Origin of the sequence: Priestia sp. AB, from assembly GCF_028369225.1 — a bacterium.
Taxonomy (GTDB): domain Bacteria; phylum Bacillota; class Bacilli; order Bacillales; family Bacillaceae_H; genus Priestia; species Priestia megaterium.
In genome coordinates this window covers 711,340-738,013 of sequence record NZ_JAQMYN010000001.1, presented here as the reverse complement: position 1 = coordinate 738,013, position 26,674 = coordinate 711,340, and the positions used below count along the sequence as shown (strand labels likewise).

Annotated in this window: 25 protein-coding genes and 1 pseudogene; all 26 read right to left on the bottom strand. The window is 40.0% G+C overall.

The window, feature by feature from the left end:
• Positions 1–32: 32 nt before the first annotated feature.
• Positions 33–302, bottom strand: coding sequence for a 30S ribosomal protein S15 (gene rpsO / locus POF52_RS03795; RefSeq protein WP_013058831.1), 270 nt, complete (start codon positions 300–302; stop codon positions 33–35).
• 148 nt (positions 303–450) lie between these two features.
• Positions 451–1,407 (bottom strand): bifunctional riboflavin kinase/FAD synthetase, encoded by a 957-nt coding sequence (gene ribF / locus POF52_RS03790; RefSeq protein ID WP_271989818.1) that lies wholly within the window; start codon positions 1,405–1,407, stop codon positions 451–453.
• A 28-nt stretch (positions 1,408–1,435) separates the two neighbouring features.
• On the bottom strand, positions 1,436–2,353 hold the full coding sequence (truB, locus tag POF52_RS03785; RefSeq protein WP_013084763.1) for a tRNA pseudouridine(55) synthase TruB: 918 nt from the start codon (positions 2,351–2,353) through the stop codon (positions 1,436–1,438).
• 92 nt (positions 2,354–2,445) lie between these two features.
• On the bottom strand, positions 2,446–2,811 hold the full coding sequence (gene rbfA / locus POF52_RS03780; protein WP_013058834.1) for a 30S ribosome-binding factor RbfA: 366 nt from the start codon (positions 2,809–2,811) through the stop codon (positions 2,446–2,448).
• A gap of 14 nt (positions 2,812–2,825) precedes the next feature.
• On the bottom strand, positions 2,826–3,104 hold the full coding sequence (locus POF52_RS03775; protein ID WP_016765375.1) for a DUF503 domain-containing protein: 279 nt from the start codon (positions 3,102–3,104) through the stop codon (positions 2,826–2,828).
• Positions 3,101–4,969: pseudogene (gene infB / locus POF52_RS03770) on the bottom strand (translation initiation factor IF-2); the annotation flags it as partial. The pseudogene infB and the gene POF52_RS03775, both read right to left, overlap by 4 nt.
• Positions 4,970–4,991: 22 nt before the next feature.
• On the bottom strand, positions 4,992–5,291 hold the full coding sequence (locus tag POF52_RS03765; RefSeq protein WP_013058837.1) for a YlxQ family RNA-binding protein: 300 nt from the start codon (positions 5,289–5,291) through the stop codon (positions 4,992–4,994).
• A complete protein-coding gene (gene rnpM / locus POF52_RS03760) occupies positions 5,291–5,572 on the bottom strand; it encodes an RNase P modulator RnpM (protein WP_013058838.1) in 282 nt (93 codons plus the stop codon). The genes POF52_RS03765 and rnpM overlap by 1 nt, the downstream gene beginning before the upstream one ends.
• A gap of 13 nt (positions 5,573–5,585) precedes the next feature.
• On the bottom strand, positions 5,586–6,698 hold the full coding sequence (gene nusA, locus POF52_RS03755; RefSeq protein WP_013058839.1) for a transcription termination factor NusA: 1,113 nt from the start codon (positions 6,696–6,698) through the stop codon (positions 5,586–5,588).
• Positions 6,699–6,735: 37 nt separating this feature from the next.
• The gene (rimP, locus tag POF52_RS03750) at positions 6,736–7,206 is read right to left on the bottom strand and encodes a ribosome maturation factor RimP (RefSeq protein WP_013084764.1); all 471 of its coding nucleotides are present in this window, start codon (positions 7,204–7,206) and stop codon (positions 6,736–6,738) included.
• A 364-nt stretch (positions 7,207–7,570) separates the two neighbouring features.
• A complete protein-coding gene (locus POF52_RS03745; protein WP_271989798.1) occupies positions 7,571–11,881 on the bottom strand; it encodes a PolC-type DNA polymerase III in 4,311 nt (1,436 codons plus the stop codon).
• 118 nt (positions 11,882–11,999) lie between these two features.
• Complete coding sequence (locus tag POF52_RS03740) at positions 12,000–13,697, bottom strand: proline--tRNA ligase (protein WP_095378720.1); 1,698 nt, start codon at positions 13,695–13,697, stop codon at positions 12,000–12,002.
• A 105-nt stretch (positions 13,698–13,802) separates the two neighbouring features.
• Positions 13,803–15,062, bottom strand: a complete 1,260-nt coding sequence (gene rseP, locus POF52_RS03735) for an RIP metalloprotease RseP (RefSeq protein WP_271989794.1) — start codon at positions 15,060–15,062, stop codon at positions 13,803–13,805.
• A 78-nt stretch (positions 15,063–15,140) separates the two neighbouring features.
• Positions 15,141–16,289 (bottom strand): 1-deoxy-D-xylulose-5-phosphate reductoisomerase, encoded by a 1,149-nt coding sequence (dxr, locus tag POF52_RS03730; RefSeq protein WP_013058844.1) that lies wholly within the window; start codon positions 16,287–16,289, stop codon positions 15,141–15,143.
• Positions 16,290–16,324: 35 nt separating this feature from the next.
• Entirely contained in the window at positions 16,325–17,116 is a 792-nt protein-coding gene (locus POF52_RS03725; RefSeq protein WP_033579794.1) for a phosphatidate cytidylyltransferase, read from the bottom strand.
• 18 nt (positions 17,117–17,134) lie between these two features.
• The gene (locus POF52_RS03720; protein WP_013084770.1) at positions 17,135–17,917 is read right to left on the bottom strand and encodes an isoprenyl transferase; all 783 of its coding nucleotides are present in this window, start codon (positions 17,915–17,917) and stop codon (positions 17,135–17,137) included.
• A gap of 134 nt (positions 17,918–18,051) precedes the next feature.
• Entirely contained in the window at positions 18,052–18,609 is a 558-nt protein-coding gene (gene frr / locus POF52_RS03715; protein ID WP_013058847.1) for a ribosome recycling factor, read from the bottom strand.
• Positions 18,610–18,611: 2 nt separating this feature from the next.
• Complete coding sequence (gene pyrH / locus POF52_RS03710) at positions 18,612–19,334, bottom strand: UMP kinase (RefSeq protein ID WP_013058848.1); 723 nt, start codon at positions 19,332–19,334, stop codon at positions 18,612–18,614.
• A 76-nt stretch (positions 19,335–19,410) separates the two neighbouring features.
• A complete protein-coding gene (gene tsf, locus POF52_RS03705) occupies positions 19,411–20,292 on the bottom strand; it encodes a translation elongation factor Ts (RefSeq protein ID WP_013058849.1) in 882 nt (293 codons plus the stop codon).
• Between the two features lie 107 nt (positions 20,293–20,399).
• Positions 20,400–21,119, bottom strand: a complete 720-nt coding sequence (rpsB, locus tag POF52_RS03700; protein ID WP_013058850.1) for a 30S ribosomal protein S2 — start codon at positions 21,117–21,119, stop codon at positions 20,400–20,402.
• 158 nt (positions 21,120–21,277) lie between these two features.
• Positions 21,278–21,805 (bottom strand): hypothetical protein, encoded by a 528-nt coding sequence (locus POF52_RS03695; protein ID WP_271989791.1) that lies wholly within the window; start codon positions 21,803–21,805, stop codon positions 21,278–21,280.
• Between the two features lie 15 nt (positions 21,806–21,820).
• Positions 21,821–22,582 carry a FliA/WhiG family RNA polymerase sigma factor gene (locus POF52_RS03690; RefSeq protein ID WP_271989790.1) on the bottom strand — a complete coding sequence of 254 codons (762 nt, stop codon included), beginning with the start codon at positions 22,580–22,582 and terminating at the stop codon, positions 21,821–21,823.
• Between the two features lie 49 nt (positions 22,583–22,631).
• Positions 22,632–23,126 (bottom strand): chemotaxis protein CheD, encoded by a 495-nt coding sequence (locus tag POF52_RS03685; protein ID WP_271989788.1) that lies wholly within the window; start codon positions 23,124–23,126, stop codon positions 22,632–22,634.
• A gap of 50 nt (positions 23,127–23,176) precedes the next feature.
• Positions 23,177–23,605 (bottom strand): chemotaxis protein CheW, encoded by a 429-nt coding sequence (locus POF52_RS03680; RefSeq protein WP_014458457.1) that lies wholly within the window; start codon positions 23,603–23,605, stop codon positions 23,177–23,179.
• 30 nt (positions 23,606–23,635) lie between these two features.
• Positions 23,636–25,615: a chemotaxis protein CheA gene (locus tag POF52_RS03675; protein WP_176583359.1), complete on the bottom strand. Its 1,980-nt coding sequence runs from the start codon at positions 25,613–25,615 to the stop codon at positions 23,636–23,638.
• A 14-nt stretch (positions 25,616–25,629) separates the two neighbouring features.
• Positions 25,630–26,673, bottom strand: a complete 1,044-nt coding sequence (locus tag POF52_RS03670; protein ID WP_176583360.1) for a protein-glutamate methylesterase/protein-glutamine glutaminase — start codon at positions 26,671–26,673, stop codon at positions 25,630–25,632.
• Position 26,674: the final 1 nt, after the last annotated feature.

Sequence of the window (26,674 nt, the reverse complement as noted above, 5' to 3'; positions counted from 1 at the left end):
AAAAAAGCGGGAATGCTCCCGCTTTCTTCTTATTATCGACGTAAACCAAGTTTGTTGATTAACTCACGATAACGAGTAACGTCTTTGTTACGTAGGTAGTTAAGTAAGTTACGACGTCGACCTACCATTTTTAAAAGACCACGACGTGAATGGTGATCCTTTTTATGAGTACGTAAGTGACCGTTTAGATTGTTAATTTGCTCTGTTAGGACAGCGATTTGAACTTCTGGAGAACCAGTGTCGTTCGCATGAGTTTTGTACTCACTAATGATTTCATTTTTACGCTCTTGTGTGATAGCCATCCTATTCACCTCCTTATTATTAAACCCCAGTTACCGAGCAAAACGTTGGTGAATCGTAATGCCAAGCAATGGTTGTTTTACATACAAGTGTTATGTTACTACTTATTAGAACAAAAAGCAAGTCGTAGCAACTATTTATATATATTTTTTATTTCTTATGCTTTTGAATTCCTTCAAAATAAGCAAGGGCTTCTTCCTTGTCCTTTGAGATCTGACCGACAAGCTCTTCGATGCCGCTGAACTTTTTTTCTGAACGAATCATTCGGTGCCATTTCACCGTTACGTGCTGATCGTAGATTTGCTCGTCAAATGATAATAAGTGGACTTCGATTGTTGGCTTTTCTAAATTATCGTGAAAAGTCGGCTTATAGCCCACGTTGCATACTCCTGCATACCACTTGCCATGGAGCTGAAGCTCAACAGCGTACACGCCGATGCGCGGAAGTAAATACTCATCGTCTAAAGCGATGTTAGCAGTCGGAAAACCTATTTGCCTGCCTCGCTTTTCTCCATGAGTCACTGTACCTGACACTTCATAATAGCGCCCAAGCAGCTCTTTTACTCGATGCATGTCTCCGTTTGCTAAATTTTCGCGAATGAGCGTTGAACTAATTTTTTCTTCGCCATTTGTTAACTTATCAATTGTTGTTTGAGTGAATTTTGATCGAGAATGAAATGGTAGTATTTCCATTGTTCCTTTACCTAACTTTCCATACGTATAGTCAAATCCAGCTACCACATGCTGCACATTCAGGCCAATAATATACTGATCAACAAACTCTTGAGGCAATAGTGCTGCAAACTGTTTATCAAAATAAACGATATATAAAAAGTCAATTCCCATTTCCTCAATGAGTTTCTTTTTTTCTTGAAGTGGTGTGATCATATCAATGTGCTGCACGTTGCGCCCAAGCACCACAGAAGGGTGAGGAGTAAACGTCATCACAGCACTAGCTATGCCTTTTTCATCGGCTAACTGTTTTGCTGAATTTATCACTTGCTGATGCCCTAAATGCACACCATCAAAATAACCAAGTGCTAACACTGATTGTTGAACAGCTTCTCGTTGAAAGTGGTGTGGATGTCGAATTTCAATCGTTTCCAAAACACAGTTCACCTTTTCCCTAACCGGTCTAGTCGATTGCCAACACTTTAACCGGCTTCATTAAATGTTTTTTCGTTGGGTGCTGAGCATAAATTGCTAAGCACTTGCCTGCAGAATTTATCATTAAAAAGAATGGTTCCTTTTTTAACTCTTCATCTTCTGTGCACGGCAATACCGCGCCATTTTTCACTTTCTCTGCTAATGTATCACTAATTTGAAGTTTCGGCAAATGATTAAGAGCTTCTTCGATCGAATGCAGTTTCTCATTGATCGTTTCTTCTTCTACCGCCCGTTCAATATCTTCAAATGTCACACAATCTTCCAGTGAAAACTGCCCTGAACCCGTTCGCTGCAAATAAGACATATGAGACGGATAGCCAAGTGCTTCTCCAATCATCACAGCAAGCGTTCGCACATATGTACCTTTGCTGCACGTTACGCGGAATTTGAAGGAAATTTGTTCTCCCTCAAATGCAGCGCGATCGTCTAGCAGTTCAAAGTTATAGATATGAATGGTTCTAACAGGGCGCTCTACTTCGATTCCTTGCCTTGCATATTCATATAGCTTTTTACCTTTGACTTTTACCGCGGAGTACATTGGAGGCACTTGCTGAAGTTCTCCTGTCATCGAAGACAGCACTTCTTCGATTTGAGCACGTGAAAAAGAATCCACTACTTTCTTTTCTTCTACAACCTCTCCGGAAGAATCTTCTGTTGTTGTAGAAAATCCGAGTGTAACTTCTCCTTCATAGGTTTTAGTAGCTCCTGTTAGATACTCTACAATTTTGGTAGCTCTACCGATACAAATAGGCAATACCCCTGTAACGTCTGGGTCTAATGTGCCTGTATGCCCTACTTTTTTAGTGCGAAGCAGCTTTCGGACTTTAAACACACAGTCGTGCGAAGTCAGGCCAGCTGGTTTATGTAAAATTAAAACACCGTCCACTCATTCTTCATCTCCTTTTCATTTAAAAAAGGGTGTCTCAGAAGCAAAAACCACTTTTGAGACACCCTTTTTTGTTTCTACATTCACTGATCTTATTCGTTCTCTTGATGGTCATCGCTTTCTTTTTTAATTTCATGAAGCAATGATTCAATTCGATTACCATAATCAATTGATTCATCAAACTCAAACGTAATTTCAGGTGTTTTACGTAAGCGAATGCGCTGACCGATTTCTGAGCGGATAAATCCTTTTGCTTTCGCAAGGCCTTTTAACGTATTCTCACGCTGTTCAGCATCTCCTAAAACAGAGATATACACTTTCGCTTGCTGTAAATCGCCTGATACTTGAACATCTGTTACAGTCACAAAACCGATGCGCGGATCCTTGATTTTACGATTTAAAATCTCGCCCATCTCTTTTTTCATTTGTTCTCCGACTCTAGTTGCTCTTATGTTCATCTGTGTCACCCCTTTTATAACCAATCAAAAGTTGTAATGGTACGTTCAATCTCTGGAAAAGAATCAATCAAGCTTAGCGCTTTTTGCAGTTCTTGTTCCGTTGTGACACGGCTAGATGAGACTGCGACAATGCTAATTTTTGTTCGTTGCCACACATCTTGAAAATCAGTTTCTGAAACTGATACGTTAAACCGCTGCTTCAAGCGCATCAAGATGCGCTGAAGCACGGCACGTTTTTCTTTAAGAGAAGCAGCATTGTAAATTAAGCATTCACACTCCACTAGTCCAATCATTTAGGATCAATTTGCTCCATTACATATGCTTCAATAATATCTCCTTCTTTAATATCATTGAAGTTTTTAATTGTAATACCACACTCATATCCTTGAGCGACTTCTTTTGCATCATCTTTAAAGCGTTTTAGCACATCTACTTCACCTTCAAAGATAACAATTCCGTCACGGATTAAACGAATTCCACTGTTACGTGTAATTTTACCGTCTGTTACGTAACTTCCTGCGATTGTACCAACTTTTGATACTTTGAATGTTTGACGTACTTCCACTTGACCGATGATTTTTTCAGCAAACTCAGGATCAAGCATTCCTTTCATCGCAGATTCAATTTCTTCAATTACTTTATAAATAATGCGGTGAAGACGAATATCTACGTTTTCTACGTCAGCTGTACGTTTTGCTCCAGCATCCGGACGCACGTTAAAGCCGATAACGATTGCGTTAGAAGCAGTTGCAAGAATGATATCAGATTCTGTAATCGCACCTACACCCGTATGGATAATACGAACATTTACACCCTCTACATCAATCTTTTGAAGAGCAGCAGCCAATGCTTCTACAGAACCTTGTACGTCTGCTTTTACGATAAGGTTTAAGTCTTTCATTTCACCTTGTTTAATTTTCTCAAATAAATCATCTAAGCTTACGCGAGATTTTTCACCGCGCTGTTGTTCAAGCTGCTTTTGAGCACGAGCTTCTCCGATTTGACGAGCTGTTTTCTCATCTTCAAACACTAAGAAACGATCTCCAGCTAACGGAACTTCGTTTAAGCCAGTAATCTCAACCGGAGTAGATGGTCCTACTTCCTTCACACGGCGGCCAATATCATTTACCATTGCGCGAACGCGGCCAAACGTATTTCCGACTACGATTGGATCACCTACGCGTAGTGTACCAGTTTGAACAAGAAGCGTTGCTACAGACCCACGGCCTTTATCTAGCTGTGCTTCTACAACTGTACCTGCTGCACGACGGTTAGGATTTGCTTTTAACTCTTCTACTTCACTTACAAGTAAAATCATTTCAAGCAATTGATCGATCCCTTCACCTGAAATGGCTGAAAGCTTACAGAAGATTGTTTCTCCGCCCCACTCTTCAGCTACAAGGCCGTGCTCCATTAGTTCTTGCATCACGCGATCTGGATTTGCTGCTTCTTTATCCATTTTGTTAACCGCAACAATAATTGGCACTTCTGCCGCTTTTGCATGGTTAATCGCTTCAATTGTTTGAGGCATTACACCATCGTCTGCTGCAACAACAAGGATTGTAATATCCGTTACTTGCGCACCGCGAGCACGCATCGTTGTAAATGCAGCATGCCCTGGTGTATCAAGGAATGTAATTTTCTTTTCATCAACCACAACTTGATAAGCACCGATATGCTGCGTGATACCGCCTGCTTCTGCAGCCGTTACTTTTGTGTTACGGATAGAGTCAAGAAGCGTCGTTTTACCGTGGTCAACGTGACCCATGATTGTAACAACTGGAGGACGCACTTGAAGATCTTTTTCGTCATCAATGATTTCTAATGATTCAAAAGCAGTGTCATCTACTACTACTTCTTCTTCAACTTCTACACCGTATTCTCCGGCAATTAGTTCGATAGAATCTTTATCTAACTCTTGGTTAATTGTTGCCATTACACCAAGCATAAATAATTTTTTAATAATTTCAGAAGGCTCTTTGCCTAATTCTTTTGCTAACTCAGAAACCGTTAAGCTTCCGACAAACGTTACTTTTTCCGGTAACTCTTTTGCAGCTGCTGGAGCTGGTCTACCTTTTGGTGCCTGTGACTTTTGTGCCTGTGGCTTTTTGTTACCTTTATTGTTTCCTTTGTTAGCTGTTGATTTTGTATTTTTATTCAATACTTTCACCCCCATAAAATTAACCGAGCATCGTTGCTAGCTTTTTAGCAAATCCCTCGTCCATAACGGCTACCACAACTCGAGCATCTTTACCAATCGCTTGACCTAGCGTGTAGCGATCGGGAACGATTTTAACCGAAACGTTATAGTAAGAACATTTATCCGTTACTTTTTTCTTTGTGTTTTCAGACGCATCGCTTGCTAAAAGTACTAACTTTGCTTTTTGTTTCCGAACTTCTCTAACCACAAGTTCTTCTCCAGAAATCAATTTGCGTGCACGGTTTGCAAGCCCTAAAAAGGAGATCCATTGTTCATTCATTAGCGTGACTGTTTCTCCTTTTCTACAAGCGCTAGCAACTCTTCATAAACCGCTTCATCTATTGACGCGCCTAAATGTGTCGAAAGCACATTTTTCTTTTTTGCCAATAAAATTGCTTCTTTATCCTTGCTTACATAAGCTCCGCGCCCGGACTTTTTACCCGTTACATCAACTGAAACGTCGCCTTCTTTTGAGCGTACAACGCGTACTAGCTCTTTTTTAGGCTTCATTTCTCCAGTGGCCACACATTTTCGCATCGGGACTTTTTTACGATTGTTCACCTTGGCTCACCTCTTATTCCATATCTTCATCTGAATCAAATGCATGTTGACTTACTAGCATATCATCGCTGTTTTTTACAACCATACCTTCTTGTTCAGCTTCTGATTGACTTTTAATATCAATTTTCCAGCCTGTCAGCTTAGCAGCTAGACGTGCGTTTTGTCCACGTTTACCAATTGCAAGTGACAGCTGATAGTCAGGAACGATAACAGTTGTTGCTTTTTCATTTTCATCTACAATCACATCTACTACCTTAGATGGACTTAAAGCGTTGGCAACAAATTCAACTGGATCATTTGACCAGCGAACAATGTCAATTTTTTCACCTTTTAGTTCATTTACAACAGCCTGTACGCGCTGACCTTTTGGCCCAACACAAGAACCGACCGGATCTACTTCAGCATACTCAGAATGAACAGAGATTTTTGAACGGTCTCCAGCTTCGCGAGCTACTGATTTTAATTCAACTGTACCGTCATAGATTTCCGGTACTTCTTTTTCAAAAAGACGTTTTAAAAGACCTGGGTGCGTACGTGAAACATAGATTTGCGGGCCTTTTGTTGTTTTTTCTACTTTCGTAATATACACTTTAATACGATCATGAGGTTTATACTGCTCATTTGGCATTTGCTCGCTTTGAGGAAGCAATGCTTCAATTTTGCCAAGGCTCACATAGATGAAGCGAGAATCTTGACGCTGAACAATACCTGTCATAATATCTTCTTCGCGATCGCTGAACTCTGAATAGATAACGCCTCGTTCCGCCTCACGAACACGCTGTGTAACAACTTGTTTTGCTGTTTGAGCCGCGATGCGTCCAAAGTCTTTTGGGGTTACTTCGATTTCAACCACATCGTCTAGTTGGAAGTTAGGGTTGATTGTTTGTGCTTCTTCAACCGAAATTTCCAGGCGTGGATCATATACTTCATCAACCACATCTTTGCGAGCAAACACGCGCATTGAACCTCTTTCTAAATTTAAATCAACGCGTACGTTTTGCGCTTGGTTAAAGTTGCGTTTGTAAGCAGAAATTAGCGCTGCTTCAATTGCTTCAATAATTACATCTTTGCTAATGCCTTTCTCTTTTTCAAGAATGACTAAGGCATCAAATAACTCACTGCTCATCGTTGGATAATCCCCCTTTAATATTGGCCCCTACACATTAAAATACAATCGCTAATCGAGCAAAAGCGACTTTGTCATATGGTAAAACCACCGTTTTTGTGCGTGTTTTGATACGAATAGATAATGTGACAGTTTCTCCGTCAAATGATTGTAATTCGCCTTCAAATTCTTTTGCACCTTCAATTGGTTCATATGTTTTTATGTATACATGCTTACCAATTGCACGTTCAAAATCTTTATCTTTTTTTAATGGGCGTTCCGCACCAGGCGATGATACTTCTAAAAAATAGTTATGAGGGATTGGATCTACTGCATCCATTTTCTCACTCAATTTTTCACTTACTGCTCCGCAGTCTTCGATATCCACGCCGGTATCAGAGTCGATAAACACACGTAAAAACCAATCTTTTCCTTCTTTTACGTATTCAATTTCAACAAGCTCTAAATTCATTTCCTCTAAGATAGGGGAAACCATTTCTTCCACTGTTTGTTTTACATTTTTACTCATTCTAATCCTCCCTTCGAGACATTGCATGGTATGTTTAGGTTACGCGTTTTTTATGTCTCTTATATCAAAAAAGAGTGGTTTATTTGCTATTTTTATTTTGCACTCTATAAGAGGTCTAACCTACTAGAGTGGAAATGTTGTCATTTGTGTTGCAGGATTTTAAACGTCACATAATAAATCAATCATGGTGATTGAAAATCTACAGAAAAAACGAATCATGCTAGAAGCCGATTCGTTCTCCATACTACTTACTATGTCAGTAAGTTCATATCAATAAGAAAGAGCGGGTTTCCCCACTCTTTCTCGTCCGTATCCTTAGCATTTCCACAATTACTATATCATAACCGCTTATTTTATGCAAATGTTAGAAAAGAGAAAGCTGGTTCTGATCAGGTAATGATTCAAGGCATCCATGGTTGTCTAGATACTCTAAAATCGTCTTCGATACTTTGCCTCGCTGCTGCAAGTCTTCTTTCGATAAAAACTCTCCCGTTTCACGAGCTTTTACAATGTTCAGCGCTGCATTTGTGCCAAGACCGGGAATGGCATTAAACGGTGGAACTAAAGACGTGCCGTCAATTAAAAATTCGTCTGCGCTAGATTCATATAAATCTACTTTTTTAAACGAATAGCCTCGTTCGCACATTTCTAAAGAAAGCTCAAGCACCGTTAATAAGTTTTTCTCTTTAGGAGATGCATCTAAACCTTTGGCATTGATTTCTTCCATCTTCGCTCGAATGGCAGTTGAGCCATTGATCATCGTATCAATATCAAAGTCATCTGCACGAACCGTAAAGTATGCTGCGTAATAAAGAAGCGCGTGGTGCACTTTGAAATAAGCAATACGCACGGCCATCAATACATAAGCAGCCGCATGGGCTTTAGGGAACATATACTTAATCTTTTTACAAGAATCAATATACCAGTCCGGAACACCATTTTTGATCATTTCCTCTTCAAATTCAGGTGTTAGCCCTTTCCCTTTACGTACAGACTCCATAATTTTAAAGGCAAGTGAAGGTTCAAGACCTTGATAAATCAGATAAACCATGATGTCATCACGACAGCCGATTACTTCACTTAAGTTGCAAATATCATTGCGAATTAGCTCCTGCGCATTACCAAGCCATACGTCCGTCCCGTGCGACAGTCCTGAGATTTGAACAAGCTCTGAAAACGTCGTTGGCTTCGTATCTTCTAACATTTGACGCACAAAGCGCGTTCCAAACTCAGGTATGCCAAGCGTTCCTGTTTTACACATAATTTGCTCTTCTGTTACGCCAAGTGATTCCGTTCCGCTAAAAATTTTCATCACTTCAGGATCATCCGTCGGAATTGTTTTTGGATCAATCCCACTTAAATCTTGAAGCATGCGAATCACGGTCGGATCATCGTGTCCTAGTATATCAAGTTTTAATAAATTATCATGAATCGAATGGAAGTCAAAATGAGTTGTTCTCCATTCGGAATTACGGTCGTCAGCTGGAAACTGGATCGGTGAAAAATCGAAAATATCCATATAGTCCGGTACAACGATAATCCCCCCTGGATGCTGACCCGTTGTACGTTTTACGCCCGTACATCCTGCTACTAAACGATCCACTTCTGCGTTTCGCAAATGTAAATCACGGTCACCGGCATAGCCTTTTACATAGCCATAAGCTGTTTTTTCGGCTACTGTACCGATTGTTCCCGCGCGGTATACATTATCTTGTCCAAACAGTACTTTTGTATAGTTGTGAGCTCGCGGCTGATACTCTCCGGAGAAGTTCAAATCGATATCGGGAACTTTGTCTCCTTTGAATCCTAAGAACGTTTCAAACGGAATATCGTGTCCGTCTTTAATAAATGGTACGCCACAATCGTCGCAGCTTTTATCCGGCAAGTCGAATCCGGAACCAACGGAACCGTCATTAAAAAACTCGGATTTCTTACATTTTGGACAAACATAATGCGGCGGAAGTGGGTTTACTTCTGTAATTTCTGTCATCGTCGCAACGAATGAAGACCCTACGGAACCACGTGAACCAACTAAGTAACCATCATTCAAGGATTTTTTAACGAGTTTATGCGAGATCAAGTAAATAACGGCAAACCCGTGACCGATAATACTTTTCAACTCTTTCTCTAGACGGGCTTCTACTACTTCAGGCAGCTCTTCACCGTAGATGCTGCGTGCCATCGCATAGCTCATTTCACGCATTTCTTCGTCTGCACCTTCAATTTTTGGCGTATATAAATCATCTTTAATTGGTTTAATATCGTCAATCATATCCGCTACTTTTTGCGTATTATGAACAACAATTTCTTTCGCTTTGTTCCCGTCTAAAAATGAAAAACAATTCAGCATCTCATCCGTTGATCTAAAATGAACATCCGGCAGCTGGTGACGGTTTAACGGGTTAGCCCCGCCTTGTGAACCAATTAAAATTTTTCGGTAAATTTTGTCTTCCGGATTGAGATAGTGAACATTTCCTGTTGCTACAACCGGCTTTCCAAGCTTTTCACCAAGCTTCACAATATTGCTGATAATATCTTTTAAGGCTTTCTCATCCCGCACTAAATCCAGTTCAATTAAGTGCTTGTAGTTGTCAGGGGGCTGCACTTCGATGTAATCATAAAATTCAGCTGCTCCTTCTACTTCATCGATTCCTTTTTGCATCATGCCTTCGAATACTTCACCTCGGTCACATGCGGTTCCAATCAAGATGCCTTCTCGATATTTGTCGAGCTGAGATCTTGGAATTCGCGGAACTCGATAAAAGTAATTTAAATGAGAAATCGAAACGAGTTTAAATAGATTTTTTAAACCTACGTCGTTTTGTGCTAAAAGCGTGGCATGATAAGGACGGGCCCGCTGATATGCATTCCCTTCTCCCATATAATCATTTAAGCGATCGTGCATCGTAATTTCGCGTTCAAATGCATCTTTCAGCATTTTATTTAACAAATAGCCGGTTGTTTCCGCATCGTAAATCGCGCGGTGATGCTGCACAAGTTCAATATCAAACTTTTTAGCAAGAGTATTTAAACGATGGTTTTTCATATGCGGATACAAAAATCTTCCGAGTTCAAGCGTATCAATAACGCCGTTAGCTGCTTTTTCTAATCCGATTTTTTGCAGTCCCATATTTAAAAATCCCATATCAAAGCTTGCATTATGAGCGACTAAAATACTGTCGCCCATCCACTCGTGAAAATCCCGAAGTACTTCTGAGATTTCAGGCGCATTTTGGACCATATCATCTGTAATACCCGTCAGCTCAATTGTTGTTGCAGACAGAGGATGATGAGGATTTGCAAACCGTTCAAATCGATCGATGATTTCGCCTTCTTTCATCTTCACGGCAGCAAGTTCAATAATGGTATCGTATACGGCTGATAAACCGGTTGTTTCGACGTCAAATACGACGTAAGTTGCTTCTGTCAAATCCACATGCTGGGGATTATAGGCAATCGGCACGCCGTCGTCTACTAAATTGACTTCCACTCCGTACAGTATTTTAATGCCGTTCTTTTTCCCGGCTCCATACGCTTCAGGAAACGACTGTGCAACCGCGTGATCAGTTATCGCTACAGCCGGATGTCCCCATTTTTTGGCTTGTCCGACTAAAGCTCCAACAGATGAAACGGCATCCATTTGACTCATTGGCGTATGCAAGTGAAGTTCCACACGCTTTTCATCTTCAGGCGCTGTATCCTGTCTAGCGGGACCGGTAATCTCGTTAACATCATTTCCAATCATAACTAGATCACGAACAAATGTATCGTTTTGTACACTTCCGCGAACCTTTACCCACATTCCTTTTTTAATCGCTTGAAGTAAAGGAATATCTTCTTTATCACGTGAAAACATTTTAACCATAATAGAGTTTGTATAATCTGTCACTTTAAAAATAAGAAGCGTACGTCCGCTTCGTAATTCTCTCGTTTCTGCATCAAATACGTAGCCTTCAACGGCAATTCGCTTTTCTTCATCCACAATGGAATCCAGGCGAACCGTCTCGTCTTTAATCGTATATCCAATTGTAAGCGGACCTTTTGGTAGGTCTGGTCCATCACTTTTTTCATTTTCTTTATTTTGCATTTCTGTGATGGCTTGTAATACTTTTTCTGTATCTTCTTGTTTTCGTTGCTCTACAAACTGCTGAAATGCTTCTTCTGAATGTACAACTTCCGTCATTAGCTGAAGGTTCGGAAACCCATAGGACGCATACTGATCAGCAATTAACTGGCTATACTTTTTACGTAAAGCCGTTCCTTCTGCATCATGTCGTGCGTTCACAATCAATTTGGCACCGTTCAATCTCGGCATTTGATCTTGTAAAAGCGACTGTAAAAGGGGAGATATGCCCTGCATTTCTCCAATACAATGCTTCCAATATGACTGTACATGCTCTTCCGTACATTCTTTATTAACGGTTTGAATAGAAAAAGAAACACTCGCAATATGAGAAAAAGCTGAAGACATGCGAGCATGGAATAACTCATAAATCTCAAAAGGTAATAACCCTTCTAAAGAAAAATGGAAATGCCATTTTTTTTGTTCTTTCTGAATGACGAGCTTTTCAATCGCTGCGTTTTCAAAGTAAGGAACAATTTGATCACTCGTCAGCTCTAACTGCTGCAGCAGCAACTTAAAACGCTCTTTTTTTCCTAGCGTTTGTGCTTCCAAGTTTTCTGCCTCCTTTTATAAATGAGTGCAATCTATTTTAACATAAATGACTTCTATTCTGTCATATGTTCTGTTTATAAACATAAAAACAGCAGGGATACAAATCCCCGCTGCTTCATTACTTCGCTAGCAGTTCTTTCACTGTTGAAACAAGATTGTCAACTGACACTTCTAATGACTCCCCAGTTTTGCGTACTTTTACTTCTACAATTCCTTCAGATGCACGTTTACCAACTGTTACTCGAACAGGAAGACCAATTAGATCTGAATCTGCAAATTTTACTCCTGCACGCTCTTGGCGGTCGTCTAACAGCACTTCAAAGCGATTATCTAATAACTCATTATATAATTTCTCACCTAGTTCACGCTGTTCATCATTTTTCACGTTAACTGGAATAACGTGCACTTGATAAGGCGTAACAGCTTCTGGCCATAGAAGACCGTTTTCATCATTAAATTGTTCTGCAATCGCAGCTACTGTACGAGAAACACCGATACCATAGCAGCCCATAATCATTGGCTGGCTGCGTCCGTTCTCATCTAGATACGTTGCTCCCATCGCTTCACTGTAGCGAGTTCCTAGCTTAAAGACGTGTCCGACTTCAATACCTTTAGCAAACTTAATAACGCCTTGTCCATCCGGTGACTGATCCCCTTCTTGGATGAAGCGGAAATCTTCGTAAGTTGCATTAAAGTTACGCTCATTCACATTTGTGTAGTGATAACCTTCTTCATTTGCTCCGCATACACCGTTAGCAATTGCTTTTACCGCATGATCAGCTACCACTTCTACTGAATCACTTACTCCAATCGGTCCTACTGAACCAACTGCGCATTTTAATACTTCTTTTGTTTCTTCTGGAGTTGCCAGTTCAACAACGGAAGCTTCAAAATAGTTTTTCACTTTAATATCGTTTACTTCGTGATCCCCGCGAACAAGTACAAGCACAAAACGATCATCTACTTTAAATAAAAGGGACTTGATACAAGAAGTCGCTTCAACATTTAAGAAAGCAGCTACGTCTTCAATGCTATGCTGATTTGGTGTTTCCACTTTTGTTAATTCTTTTTCAGCTTCATCTGATTTTTCATACGTATTTACAACCGGTGCCATTTCAACATTTGCTGCATAAGAAGATGTATCTGAATAAGCGATTGTATCTTCCCCGATTTCAGAAAGAACCATAAATTCATGCGTATCTTTTCCGCCCATTGCACCTGAATCAGCGATAACAGCACGGAAATTTAATCCGCAGCGCTCAAAGATGCGGCTGTAGGCAGCAAACATTTTATCATATACTTCATCTAAACTTTCTTGAGAAGCATGAAACGAATATGCATCTTTCATAATAAATTCACGACCGCGTAATAAGCCAAAGCGTGGACGTTTTTCATCGCGGAACTTCGTTTGAATTTGATATAAATTTAGCGGTAAACGTTTGTATGACTTCACTTCGTCACGAAGCAAGCTTGTGATAACTTCTTCGTGTGTTGCTCCCAAAGCAAATTCACGGCCGTGACGATCTTTCATACGCATTAACTCAGGTCCGTATGAATACCAGCGGCCAGACTCTTGCCACAATTCAGCTTGTTGTAAAGCAGGCATTAATAATTCGACAGAACCTGCACGGTCCATCTCTTCACGAACAATTTGTTCAACTTTTTGCAATACGCGCTTACCAAGCGGTAAAAAGCTGTACACGCCGCTTGCATTTTGGCGCATATAACCTGCGCGCAATAGAAGCTGATGGCTTTTTATATCCGCATCAGCTGGCACTTCTCTTAATGTAGGAATCAATGTAGAACTTTGTCTCATAACCTCGCACCTCTTTGCTTACTTCTCTATCTTATTTTTTTAAGGCGGACCATGCCGCAATTTTCATATAATCAGCGAGGGAATATCCCTCGCTGAGCGTATGTCTTATAAAAAGAACTTTTGAATATCGTTCCACGTTACAACGAGCATCAGCAGCATTAATAAAGCAAAACCGATAAAATGAACAACGCCTTCTTTTTGACGATCAATTGGCTTACCGCGAATTCCTTCTACAGCGAAGAACAACAGTCGTCCTCCATCTAAAGCAGGAAGTGGAAGCAAATTGACAATCCCTAAGTTAATACTTAAAACGGCTGCCCATTTCATTAGATAATAAATGCCTGACTGTGCTACTTGATCGGTTGCTGCGTAAATACCTACAGGACCAGAAAGCATATCCAGTTTGAACTGTCCTGTCACAAGCTTCCCTAGACCCGTTAAGATTTCTTTCATCCACGTATATGTCTCAGTAGCTCCGTGCGTGATCGAACCAATGAATGACTTTTCAACCGGTGCATATACGCCAATTAATCCAATTGTCTGTTCCCCAACTTTGCGACTTTCAGGTGTAATCGGAATATCTAGCGTTTTGCCGCCGCGCTGAACCGTGAATGTAATTTGCTGTTCAGGATGTTTTTGAATTACTTTTACGACATCATCCCACGTTGAAACACTTTGTCCATCAATTGCTTGAACTTTATCTCCTTGTTTGAGTCCCGCATCAATGGCTACTCCATCTGATGTTAATTTGCCCATCACGGGTTTGTCAACAACATATCCTTGAGAAATCCCAAGAACGATAAAAATAACAAAGGCTAATATAAAGTTCATTAGCGGACCAGCGAAAATGGCTAGCGCACGCTGACCAAGAGTTTTAGAAGCAAACTGACGGCTGTAAGGTGCAATTTGAATTTCTTCTCCGTCCATAACGAAGTAAGATTCTTCTGCTACCTCGAATTTTTGCAGACGTTCATCTTCACCTTCTTCATAACCTGAAATAAATAGATTATGCTCTAAGTCTGCTTGCTCTACCTCAATAACTTTTGCATTTGGATGCTGTTCCTTGTTATTAATAATGACTTTATTTACTTTGCCTTCCTTATCAAACATGAGGCCCACCATTTGACCAGGCTTTACTTCGATCATTTCTGGGTCTTCTCCAGCCATTCGAACAAATCCACCTAGAGGCAGCAAGCGAATGGTATAAACTGTTTCATCTCGTTTAAATGAAAAGATTTTGGGACCAAACCCAATGGCAAACTCACGGCATAAGATGCCTGCACGCTTTGCAAAAACTAAATGACCAAGCTCATGAAAGAATACAAGAGCTCCAAAAATGACGACAAACGCAATGACTGTGTTCAATGGGTATTACCCCCTTCATGTAATAGAGTCAAATCTCCACCCACCAGAAATAAGTGAGTGGCTTCTCTCGCACGCACATTATCGAGAGATGGCGGATCTAACAAACTCTCTTGCTTCTAAATCTACTTCTTTAATAGTAGATAAACAAGGTTTCTGTATTACAGTATGTTCATTCATTGCTTTTTCAATCACATCTTCAATTTGTAAAAATGTAATGTGACCATCTAAAAAGGCTTGAACAGCTTCTTCATTAGCTGCGTTTAAAACAGTCGGAAGTGTTCCACCCGCTTTGCCAGCCTCAAATGCAAAAGCTAAACAGCGAAAACGCTCTTCATCCATTTTAGCGAAGTGAAGCTGACCAATATCCGCCAAACTTAAACGCTTGGTGTTAGGCAAAGACATGCGTTTTGGATACGTTAACGCGTATTGAATTGGCACGCGCATATCAGGCGTTCCAAGCTGAGCAATAACGCTTGTATCCGAATACTCTACCATAGAATGAATGATGCTTTCCTTATGTAACAATACATCAATTTTCTCATAGGGAAGATCAAAAAGCCAATGTGCTTCAATCACTTCTAATCCCTTATTCATCATCGTTGCCGAATCAATTGTAATTTTAGCTCCCATCGACCAGTTTGGATGATTTAATGCATCTTCAACCGTTACTCCCTGTAGTTCTGCTCTCGTTTTATCTCGAAAGCTTCCTCCAGAAGCCGTTAAAATTAAGCGGTCTATTGCTTTTTGATCTTGCCCTTGCAAACTTTGAAAAATAGCTGAGTGCTCACTGTCTACCGGTAAAATATCAGCGCCATATTCCTTGGCTGCTTCCATGACAAGGTGACCAGCGGTAACAAGTGTCTCCTTATTTGCAATAGCAATCGTTTTTCTCATTTTGATTGCTTCTAGCGTAGGAGTCAACCCTACACTTCCAAGAACAGCATTTACTAAAACTTCTGTGGATGGATGAGTTGCCACTTCCACAAGCCCTTCTTCTCCATAAACAAATCGAATAGAAGGGAATTCTGCTTGCAGTGACAGACAATCTTCTTTCTTCATCACAGAAACAAGGGCTGGCTTACACTGCTGAATAATCTTTCTTGCTTCATTAATATTTCGACCTACAGAGATTGCCGAGAGCTCAAAATGCTCCGGATGCGCTCTAACAATATCAACGGTTTGAGTACCGATTGAACCTGTAGCTCCTAACAAGGAAATTTTCTTCAAGTATATTCACTCCTATTAAAACAAAGACATCTTTTTTATAGAGATAATAAAAAAGCTAAAATTGGCATGATGAACATTAAACTGTCAAAACGGTCTAAAATCCCACCATGACCCGGTAAAATCTTCCCTGAATCTTTTACGCCATAGTGACGTTTGAACGCTGATTGTACAAGATCACCCATCTGTCCAAATAACGATACGATAATACCAATTACAAGTAGTTCGATCATAGTTTGATCAATATTTGCTAACAGCTTAAATACAATGGCTACTATAATAGCGCATACGACGCCACCGACAAAACCTTCAATTGTTTTATTGGGACTGATTTCGGGCCATAGCTTTCGTTTCCCCATTGCTCGTCCAATAAAATAAGCTCCGGAATCCGTCGCCCAAATAATAAGAAAAGCAAAGAACAAATAAGCTAACCCGAACTCTTGACGAACCTCGATAAAATAATGAAAGCCAAAGCCAACATATACTGTCGTTAATAAAATAAACCCAACATCATCGAAGGTAAATTTATTTTTGACTACAACCGTGTACATTAATAAAAGAAGGACAGCAGCAAGCGCTACTTCTATCTTATGTTCACTTAAGAATTGAAATGCAACATCTCTTCCATTTGGTAGTAAAAACACCCAGGTTAGCAATAAACTAATGATACTTGGAAAAGACATTGCTTTCAAATGTTTCATTTTTAAAAGCTCAATTACACCAACTGTTCCGATTACATACATGATAAGGGTAAAAGGTAACCCTCCAATTAAAACAATCGGCACAAATACCGCAAGTGCTACAATCGCGGTGATAATGCGCTGTTTCATCTTGTTTTCCACACCTTCTTATACACCACCAAAGCGGCGACCGCGCTTTTGAAACGCCTCGACTGCTTCGATTAAATGATTTTCTTTAAAATCTGGCCATAATACTTCTGTAAACCAAAACTCTGTGTAAGCTAGCTGCCAAAGCATAAAATTACTTAAGCGAAGCTCACCGCTTGTACGAATAAGCAAATCCGGATCTGGAAGGCTTTTGCTCATTAAATAGGAAGAAAATAAATTTTCTGAAATAGAAGAGGAAGCTACTTTTCCCTGTTCTACATCTTCTACCAATGACTGAATAGCGCCCATGATTTCGTGACGGCTACCGTAATTGAGCGCGAAGTTTAAAATCAGCCCTGTGTTATGCTTTGTTTTTTCAATTGCGTTATCCACGGCTCGAATCGTATGGGCAGGGAGCTCACTTTTATCCCCCATAATACGAACTTGCACATTTTTTTCAATTAGCTCAGGCAGAAAGGTTGTTAAAAATTCCTCTGGCAGTTTCATTAAAAACTCGACTTCAATTTTGGGGCGCTTCCAATTTTCAGTGGAAAATGCATATAAAGTTAATACTTTAACACCTAATTCATTGGCCGATCTGGTCACATGACGCACTACCTTCATTCCTTCATGATGGCCCATCATGCGAGGAAGAGCTCGTTTTTGCGCCCAACGACCGTTCCCATCCATAATAATTGCAATATGTTCAGGAACAGGGTGCTGTTTCACTTGATCTTTTCGTTCTGACAAAGACAGTGTATTTAAATCTTGACTTTTCTTCCATGCTTGAAATTTTCTTAACATGCAAAGGTCCCCCGTTGTACGCTCTCACATAAACTTGTGGCTTATGTGAGTTTTTTCTTACTACACATTATTAACAAAAAAACCCCCTGTAAACAATAGAGGGTCTTTTACAATATATTTTACCTTGAAATGACTTAAACTGCCATAATTTCTTCTTCTTTATCTTTCGCCACTTTATCCACTTTTACGATATGATCATCCGTTAGCTTTTGAATGTCATCACTGTAGCCGCGTAAATCGTCTTCAGTAATTTCACCTTTTTTCTCTAACTTTTTGAAATCATCGTTTGCATCACGGCGTACGTTACGAACCGCAACTTTTGCTTCTTCAGCATATTTTTTCACCATTTTCACTAACTCACGACGACGCTCTTCCGTTAAAGCAGGAATCGATAAACGGATAATAGTTCCATCGCTTGTAGGTGTTAACCCTAAGTCAGATTTTAAAATAGCTTTTTCAACTTCACCAATTTGTGATTTGTCATAAGGCTGAATAACAAGCATACGAGCTTCAGGCACGCTTACTTGCGCCAATTGGTTAATTGGTGTTGGTGCACCGTAGTATTCTACCGTTACGCGGTCAAGAAGTGACGCGCTTGCACGTCCAGCACGAATTGATGCTAGTTCGCGGCTAAATGATTGAATTGCTTTTTCCATTCTTTCTTTTGCGTTTTGCAACACTTGTTTTGGCATGTTTATTTCCCCTTTACAATTGTTCCAATGTTTTCGCCTGTAACGGCACGTTTAATATTGCCTTCTTCCGTAATTGAAAAAACAATTAGCGGAATATCATTGTCCATACATAATGAAGAAGCTGTAGAATCCATAACAGCTAGTCCATCTTTTAAAACATCAATATACGTTAATGTTTCGTATTTTACAGCATCAGGTACAAGCTTAGGATCCGCATTATAAACGCCATCTACGTTGTTTTTAGCCATTAAGATCACGTCAGCTTCAATTTCAGCTGCACGCAAAGCTGCTGTTGTATCTGTAGAGAAATAAGGGTTTCCTGTACCCGCGGCGAAGATAACAACGCGTTTTTTCTCAAGATGACGAACAGCTTTTCTTCTAATATAAGGCTCTGCTACTTGTCTCATCTCGATAGAAGTCTGAACTCGTGTTTGCACACCAATGTTCTCTAAGCTATCTTGAAGAGCCAAAGAGTTCATTACTGTTGCTAGCATTCCCATATAATCAGCAGCGGCACGATCCATACCCATTTCACTGCCAATTTTACCACGCCAAATGTTTCCACCACCAACGACTACAGCAATTTCCACACCTAATTCATAAACGGCTTTTACTTGTTCAGCAACAGATTTGATGATAGATGGGTTAATACCAAAACCCTCTTCACCAGCTAATGCTTCTCCACTTAACTTTAATACGATACGATTATATTTTGCTTGACTCATGCTTACCTCCATCGTTAACGGTGAGATCTCTTTTGTAAAAAAGGGAACACACAGTGTTCCCTATACGGTCAAACCCTTACTTTTTAACTTGGTTCATTACTTCTTCAGCGAAGTTGTCTTGACGTTTCTCAATACCTTCTCCTACTTCAAAACGAACGAAGCTTTCAACAGTAGCGCCTTTGCTCTCAACGAACTGACGTACTTTTTGATCAGGATTTTTAACAAATGTTTGATCTAGTAAGCAAATATCTTCGAAGAATTTGCCAAGGCGACCTTCAACCATTTTTGCAACGATTTTTTCTGGTTTGCCTTCGTTTAATGCTTGTTGAGTTAATACTTCGCGCTCACGCTCAGTTTCTTCAGCAGAAACTTGGTCACGAGAGATGTATTTAGGGTTGATTGCAGCGATGTGCATAGCAACGTCTTTTGCAACAGCTTCTTCAGTTGTACCAGATAATACTGTTAACACACCGATACGTCCGCCAGCATGTAGGTAAGCACCGAATGCATCAGCATCAGTTTTTGTTGCTACAGCGAAACGACGTAGAGATAATTTTTCTCCGATTGTAGCGATTGCAGAGTTGATGTGTTCTTCAACAGTTGCACCGTTTTCCATTTTTTGAGTAGCAGCTTCAGCAGCGTCAGCTGGTTTGTTAGCTAAGATATGAGCAGCTAATTCTTTTGTTAATTTTTGGAAACCTTCGTTTTTCGCAACGAAATCAGTTTCAGAGTTAACTTCTAAGATAACAGCTTCGTTACCTTGAGTTTCGATGTAAGTTAGACCTTCAGCAGCAATACGGTCTGATTTTTTAGCAGCTTTTGCAATACCTTTTTCACGTAAGAAATCGATTGCTTGCTCCATATCACCGTTAGTTTCAGTTAACGCTTTTTTACAATCCATCATACCAGCGCCAGTTTTTTCACGTAATTCTTTTACCATTTGAGCAGTAATTGCCATAATGTGTAGCCTCCTTGTTTGGGTATGTAATTAATGTATATAAATGGGTTAAATCTTTTCAAAAAAAGGTGATAAAAGGCTATTCCCTCTTATCACCTTTCACGGAATTAAGCAGTAGTTGTTTCAGTTTCAACTGCTGTTTCTTCACCTTGTTTAGCTTCTAGAATAGCATCAGCAACTTTAGAAGTTAAAAGTTTAACAGCACGAATTGCATCATCGTTTGCAGGGATTACATAATCAATTTCGTCTGGATCACAGTTAGTGTCTACGATACCAACGATTGGAATGTGTAATTTTTTAGCTTCCGCTACTGCAATACGCTCTTTACGAGGGTCAATGATGAATAATGCATCTGGAAGTTGTTTCATATCTTTAATGCCGCCTAAGAATTTTTCAAGACGCTCTAACTCTTTTTTAAGTTGAACTACTTCTTTCTTAGGTAGTACTTCGAAAGTACCGTCTTCTTGCATTTTTTCGATATCTTTTAAACGTTTGATACGTTTTTGGATAGTTGAGAAGTTAGTTAATGTACCACCTAACCAACGTTGGTTAACGAAGTACATACCAGCGCGAGCTGCTTCTTCTTTAACAGAATCTTGAGCTTGTTTTTTCGTACCTACGAATAAAACAGTACCGCCGTCTGCAGCTAATTCTTTAACGAATTTGTACGCTTCTTCTACTTTCTTAACTGTTTTTTGAAGATCGATAATGTAGATGCCGTTACGCTCAGTGAAGATATATTTCTTCATCTTTGGGTTCCAACGGCGAGTTTGGTGACCGAAATGTACACCAGCTTCTAGTAATTGTTTCATTGAAATTACTGACATGTGTTTTTCCTCCTAATGGTTTTAAGTCTCCTCCGCTCATTTCATCTTCAGCCGAAACTACAAAAAGTAGCACCATCAACCGAATCAACAAGCGTGTGTAATAACACCAAAAACAAATATAGCACACTCCTTTTTCACAAGCAAGCGTTTCATTAAGTTTATTGATGAAATTTCAATAATAATTCAATTTCAGTTTTCCCTCTGTGTAAATGTTTTGCAATTTCTTCAATTGTCAAACCTTTTTCCTTTAAATAAACGGAAAATTCCTTTATCTCTTCACCTGACAAATCTTGAATTTGGTCTGTAGTTAATTCATCAAAAGGTGTGCGTATATGCTTCTGATTTTCTTCTATAGAAAGCAGTTCATGCAGCGACTGGGACGGCTCACTTTTTAGATCCACCCTTTGAACAGGCACGTCTTCTTCATCTACCAAAGGTGATTTTACGCTGCTTTTTTCCACTTTCGAAGAAAGCGAAGTGGAACGCTCTCGAAGCTGCCTTAAAAACTGTTCGTTTTGTTCTTGAAATTCAGCGAGATATGAACCCATCGCAGCTTCCATTTTATTTATATTTTGCTGGTGCAAGCGTTCAATCCTTTTCACTTTGGTCACTTGCATATATAAAAGAATAATGCAAAACACTGATAGACCATGAATTAAAAAACTAACTGTGAGTAAAAACCCCATCCTTTTACCTCTTTGCTAAATTATTTTACTTAAACTCGTACGCATTTTAAACAGCGCTTTCGAATGAATTTGAGAAATACGTGAAGTAGATAGCCCCAACAGCTGTGCGATTTCTGTAAAAGTCAACTCTTCTTTATAGAATAATGAAACAACGAGCTGCTCTTTTTCATTTAGCTGCTCGATAACTTCAGCAAGCTCTTGATATCGTTCGTCGTTAATTAGCTCCTCTTCAGGAGAGAGCGTTTTTTCATCTTTAATCGTATATTTTTGTTCTCCATCTTCATACTCTTTCGGCTGTTCTTCCATTGACAACACGTTAGCTAAAAAGCCTTCATTCATCGTATGAACGACATCTGCTTCTGTCATGCCTACTTCTTTTGCAACCTCACTTGGTGCAACTCTGCGCAAGTATCTTTGTTCAAGTGCTTCTGTTGCTTGCTCAATCCTTTTCGTCTTTTCCCTTGCGCTTCTTGATAACCAATCTTCTTTACGAAGCCCGTCTATTATCGCCCCTCGAATTCGAAAAGACGCATATGTATCAAACTTTAAGTCTCTACCGTAATCAAACTTTTCCAAAGCATCGTAAAGACCGATTAACCCTAAACTATGAAGCTCTTCTTTATGAATATTTTTCGGCAGCCCCACGCTAATCCGCTGAACGTGATAGTTAACGAGCGGCATATACTTTTTAACAAGCATGTTTCCCGCATGTGAGTCTCTCGTCTCTCTCCATTCCTGCCAAATTTTATGTTCTTCAACTTCTTGTATACTTTTCAAGGGTCTTTCAACTCCTTTTTATGGCGCTATTAAACGGTCAGAGCGCGCTTTATATCGTTTTTATCCCTTCGTTAATCGTACGAACCTTTAAAATAGCCGTTTGAGGATCAAATTCAATTGTGCGTCCGTTGTGTCCTCCTGTAGCTTTTGCTGCAATTTCTACACTGTTTCTATGCAGCTCTCTCTCTACTGCTTGAACATTTCGAAGGCCAATTCGCATGACATCATTTCTTGGTTCAAATTGAAACATCTGCGCGCCTCCTGCTATTTTTGCTTTTAACAATTTTCTATGTGCGCCTTGTTTAATCAACATATTTATCAAATCAAAAATGGCTGTATCTGCATATTTAGCTCTATTAAAAGGACATTTAGCTCCGCTTGAATCCGGAAGCATCACATGAGCGAGCCCAGCTACTGAGTGAATAGAGTCATAAACGACAACTCCTACACATGATCCTAATCCCGCTGTTCGAAGCACTGCGGGTGCCTGTGTAACATTCATCTCGGCAATTCCTACCTTAATCACTTGTTTATCATCTCTCACGATTCTTCAACTCCTAGAACCTTCAGCGTGATATCCATTATTCGTTTGACTCACTGGAGGTGGTCTTCTAAAGAGAGCACTTTAGGTAAATTTAGAAGAACAATTAAACGGCTATCTACTTTAACGACTCCGTTTAAGTATTCAACAGCTGTTCCTTCAACTGTTTCAGGCACTGAAGCAATCGTTTTTTCATCAATATCCACTACATCATTTGCCGCATCGACAATCAAACCTGCTTCTACATCATTAAGACGAACCATAATAATACGTGTCAGCTCATGGTTAAGCTGTTCTTGCAAGTTAAAACGAGTGCGCAAATCAATAATCGGTGTAATAACACCGCGCAGGTTAATAACACCTTTTACATATTCTTTTACTCCAGGAACGCGTGTGATGTGCTGAATCTTTTCAATCGACTGCACTTCTTCTACTGAGATTCCGTACTCCTCGTCTCCCAATTGAAACACAATAATTTTCATGCCTTTCTCCCTTTCTTTTTACAGCATTTGTTATTTAATCAAAGCGTTGCAATCAATGATAAGTGCTACTTGTCCATCCCCTAAAATCGTGGCTCCTGAAATAGCAAACACACCCGGCAGATAATGACCTAGAGATTTTAAAACAATTTCCTGCTGACCGATAAAAGAATCAACAATTAGCCCAGCGGTCTTTTCTCCTTTTTTCACGATGACTACTGAATAATGATCACCTTGTACTGAGTTAGGCACAGTGAATAGTTCTTTTAAATCAAGAAGAGGAATAATGGCTCCTCGAAAGTCAATAACCTTTTGACCGTGTACATGCATGACCTCTTTGGGCTGAACAATAGCTGTTTCAATAATCGAAGAAAGCGGCAAGGCATAGCGCTCTTCACTCATTTGCACGAGTAAAGCAGAAATGATAGACAGAGTGAGCGGCAGTTGAATAGAAAAACGCGAACCGTATCCTTCGTTAGAATCGATCGTTACAGAACCCCCTAGCGATTCAATCGTGTTTTTCACGACATCTAAACCTACTCCTCGTCCGGAAACATCTGAAATTTGCTCAGCCGTCGAAAAGCCCGAAGCAAAAATGAGCTCGTACACTTGTTTATCCGTCAGCGTTTCAGCTGTTTTCCCATCAATAATTCCTCGATCCAACGCTTTTTGCAGTACCTTTTCACGATTGATGCCCGCCCCGTCATCTTCTAAATCAATAAAGACATGATTTCCGCTATGATAAGCTTTAAGGCGAATCGTTCCCTTTTCATTCTTTCCGTTCTCTAAGCGTGCTTGAGGCATTTCAATTCCGTGGTCAACGGCATTTCTTAATAAGTGAACAAGCGGATCTCCAATTTCATCAATAACGGTCCGGTCCAGCTCTGTATCAGCTCCGACAATTTGAAGTTCAATTTGTTTCCCTAAATCTTTTGAAAGCTGTCTCACCATACGGGGAAAACGATTAAAAACGGTTTCTACAGGCACCATACGCATATTTAAAATAATCGTTTGCAAATCTCCAGAAATACGAGACATCCGCTCTACCGTTTCGTCTAATTCGCTATTATTCAATTCTTTTGATATTTGTTCTAACCTGCCTCTATCAATAACTAGTTCTTCAAACAAGTTCATGAGACTGTCCAAACGGTCAATATTAACTCGAATCGTCTTGTTATTTGAGGGCTGTCTTTTCTCTTCAACAGGCGATTTAGAAGGTGCTGACACAGTAACTTCCTGTATGGCTGCTGCTACTTCTGCTGAAACAAGCTCCTCCCTTTCTGTCTCCTTTTTTACGGGGATCGCAGCAATTTTCACACTTTCTACTTCAGAGACTTCCATAATGCTCGCCTGCAGCTTTTCTTGTAATTCGTTTGTTACTAATATAACGATAAAAGATGATTCGAATTTTTCTTGTTCGATATCTTGAACAGTTGGCGCTGACTTAATGACGTCTCCTGCTTGCTCTAACACATCAAATACCATATAAGCGCGTGCAGCTTTTAATAAGCAGGTGCGTTCAAGCTGTACGGTTATTTCAAACGCGTTAAAGCCTTGGTCTGCTGTTTGACTGAGCAGCGTTTGTACTAATTCATCGTACTCAATGGAAGAAGCTGCATGCTGTGCTACGGGTTCCTCTGCTACAATACGCTGCAGCTTTTGAACAAGCAATTTGACATCAAGCTGACCATCGCCGCCTTCAGAAATAGATTGAACCATTATTTCTAGCGCATCGACTGATTCAAACAAAGCATCAAGAACTTCCGTATGAACGTCGAGTTGGTGATTTCGAACAGCATCTAACACGTTTTCCATTTTGTGAGTTAATTGTGCTAAATCATCAAATCCCATTGTTGCAGACATACCTTTTAACGTATGAGCAGACCGAAAAATTTCGTTTACATAGCCAAGATCATCGGTATTTTTTTCAAAACGCATTAGCTGGTCATTAACGTTTTGAAGATGTTCCCTGCTTTCTTCAATAAACACTTCTAGATATTGATTCATATCCATCGTAACTTTCCCTCCTATTTCTGTGCGTAGCGAGAAATAAAGCTTCCAACGTTTCGCAGCGGTTCAATATAATCAACAAGTTTTGTAGAAACGGCTGATTTGGGCATCCCATAAATGACAGCTGTTTCTTCCGATTCAGCCAAAATAAGCGCATCTTTATTTTTCTTTAAATCAATAACCCCTTCTGTTCCATCGGCACCCATTCCTGTCAACACAATAGCAAGTTTTTGATAACCTGAAATTTTACTAATCGACTGAAACAAACGATCCACTGAGGGGCGATGTCCCTTTACAGGTGAAGAAGTATCTAAACAAATGCTGAGCTGTCCTTTTTTCTCTACAACCGTCATATGAAAACCTCCAGGCGCAATATAAGCACATCCTGAGCGAACGATTTCATTGTCTTTTGCTTCTTTTACTTCAATATCAGCTAGCTGATTTAGTCTAAGCGCTAATGATTTTGTGAAATTTGGAGGCATATGCTGCACAATAAAAATAGGTGCGTTTATGTCTTTTGAAACAGTTGATAATACTTCTTGCAGCGCACGCGGTCCTCCAGTAGAAGTGCCAATACAAATCATTTTGTTCACTTTCGTCCCCATCGAGAGGTTATATACACTGCTGTTTTGTACGTGCTGATGACTGCTTGAAGATATGTTGGCTTTACTAGCAAGCAATAGTTTAGAGATAAGCTCATCTTTCACTTTATGTAAGTCCAGCGAAATAGCTCCCGAAGGTTTAGCAACAAAATCAACTGCGCCGTACTGCATAGCGGTCAGCGTATTTTCAGCACCTTCTATTGTTGTACTCGATAACATGACAACAGGAAGGGGCTTCACACGCATGAGCTGTTTTAACATATCTAAGCCATTCATTTTGGGCATTTCAATATCAAGTGTCACAATGTCTGGCGACAGCTCGAGCGCTTTTTTTAACCCTTCTTCACCGTTACGTGCGGTACCCACAACGTGAAAACGACTGTCACATGCTAAAAAATCGCCGATTAGCTTTCGCATAAATGCAGAATCATCTACAATAAGCACCTTTATTTCATTCACT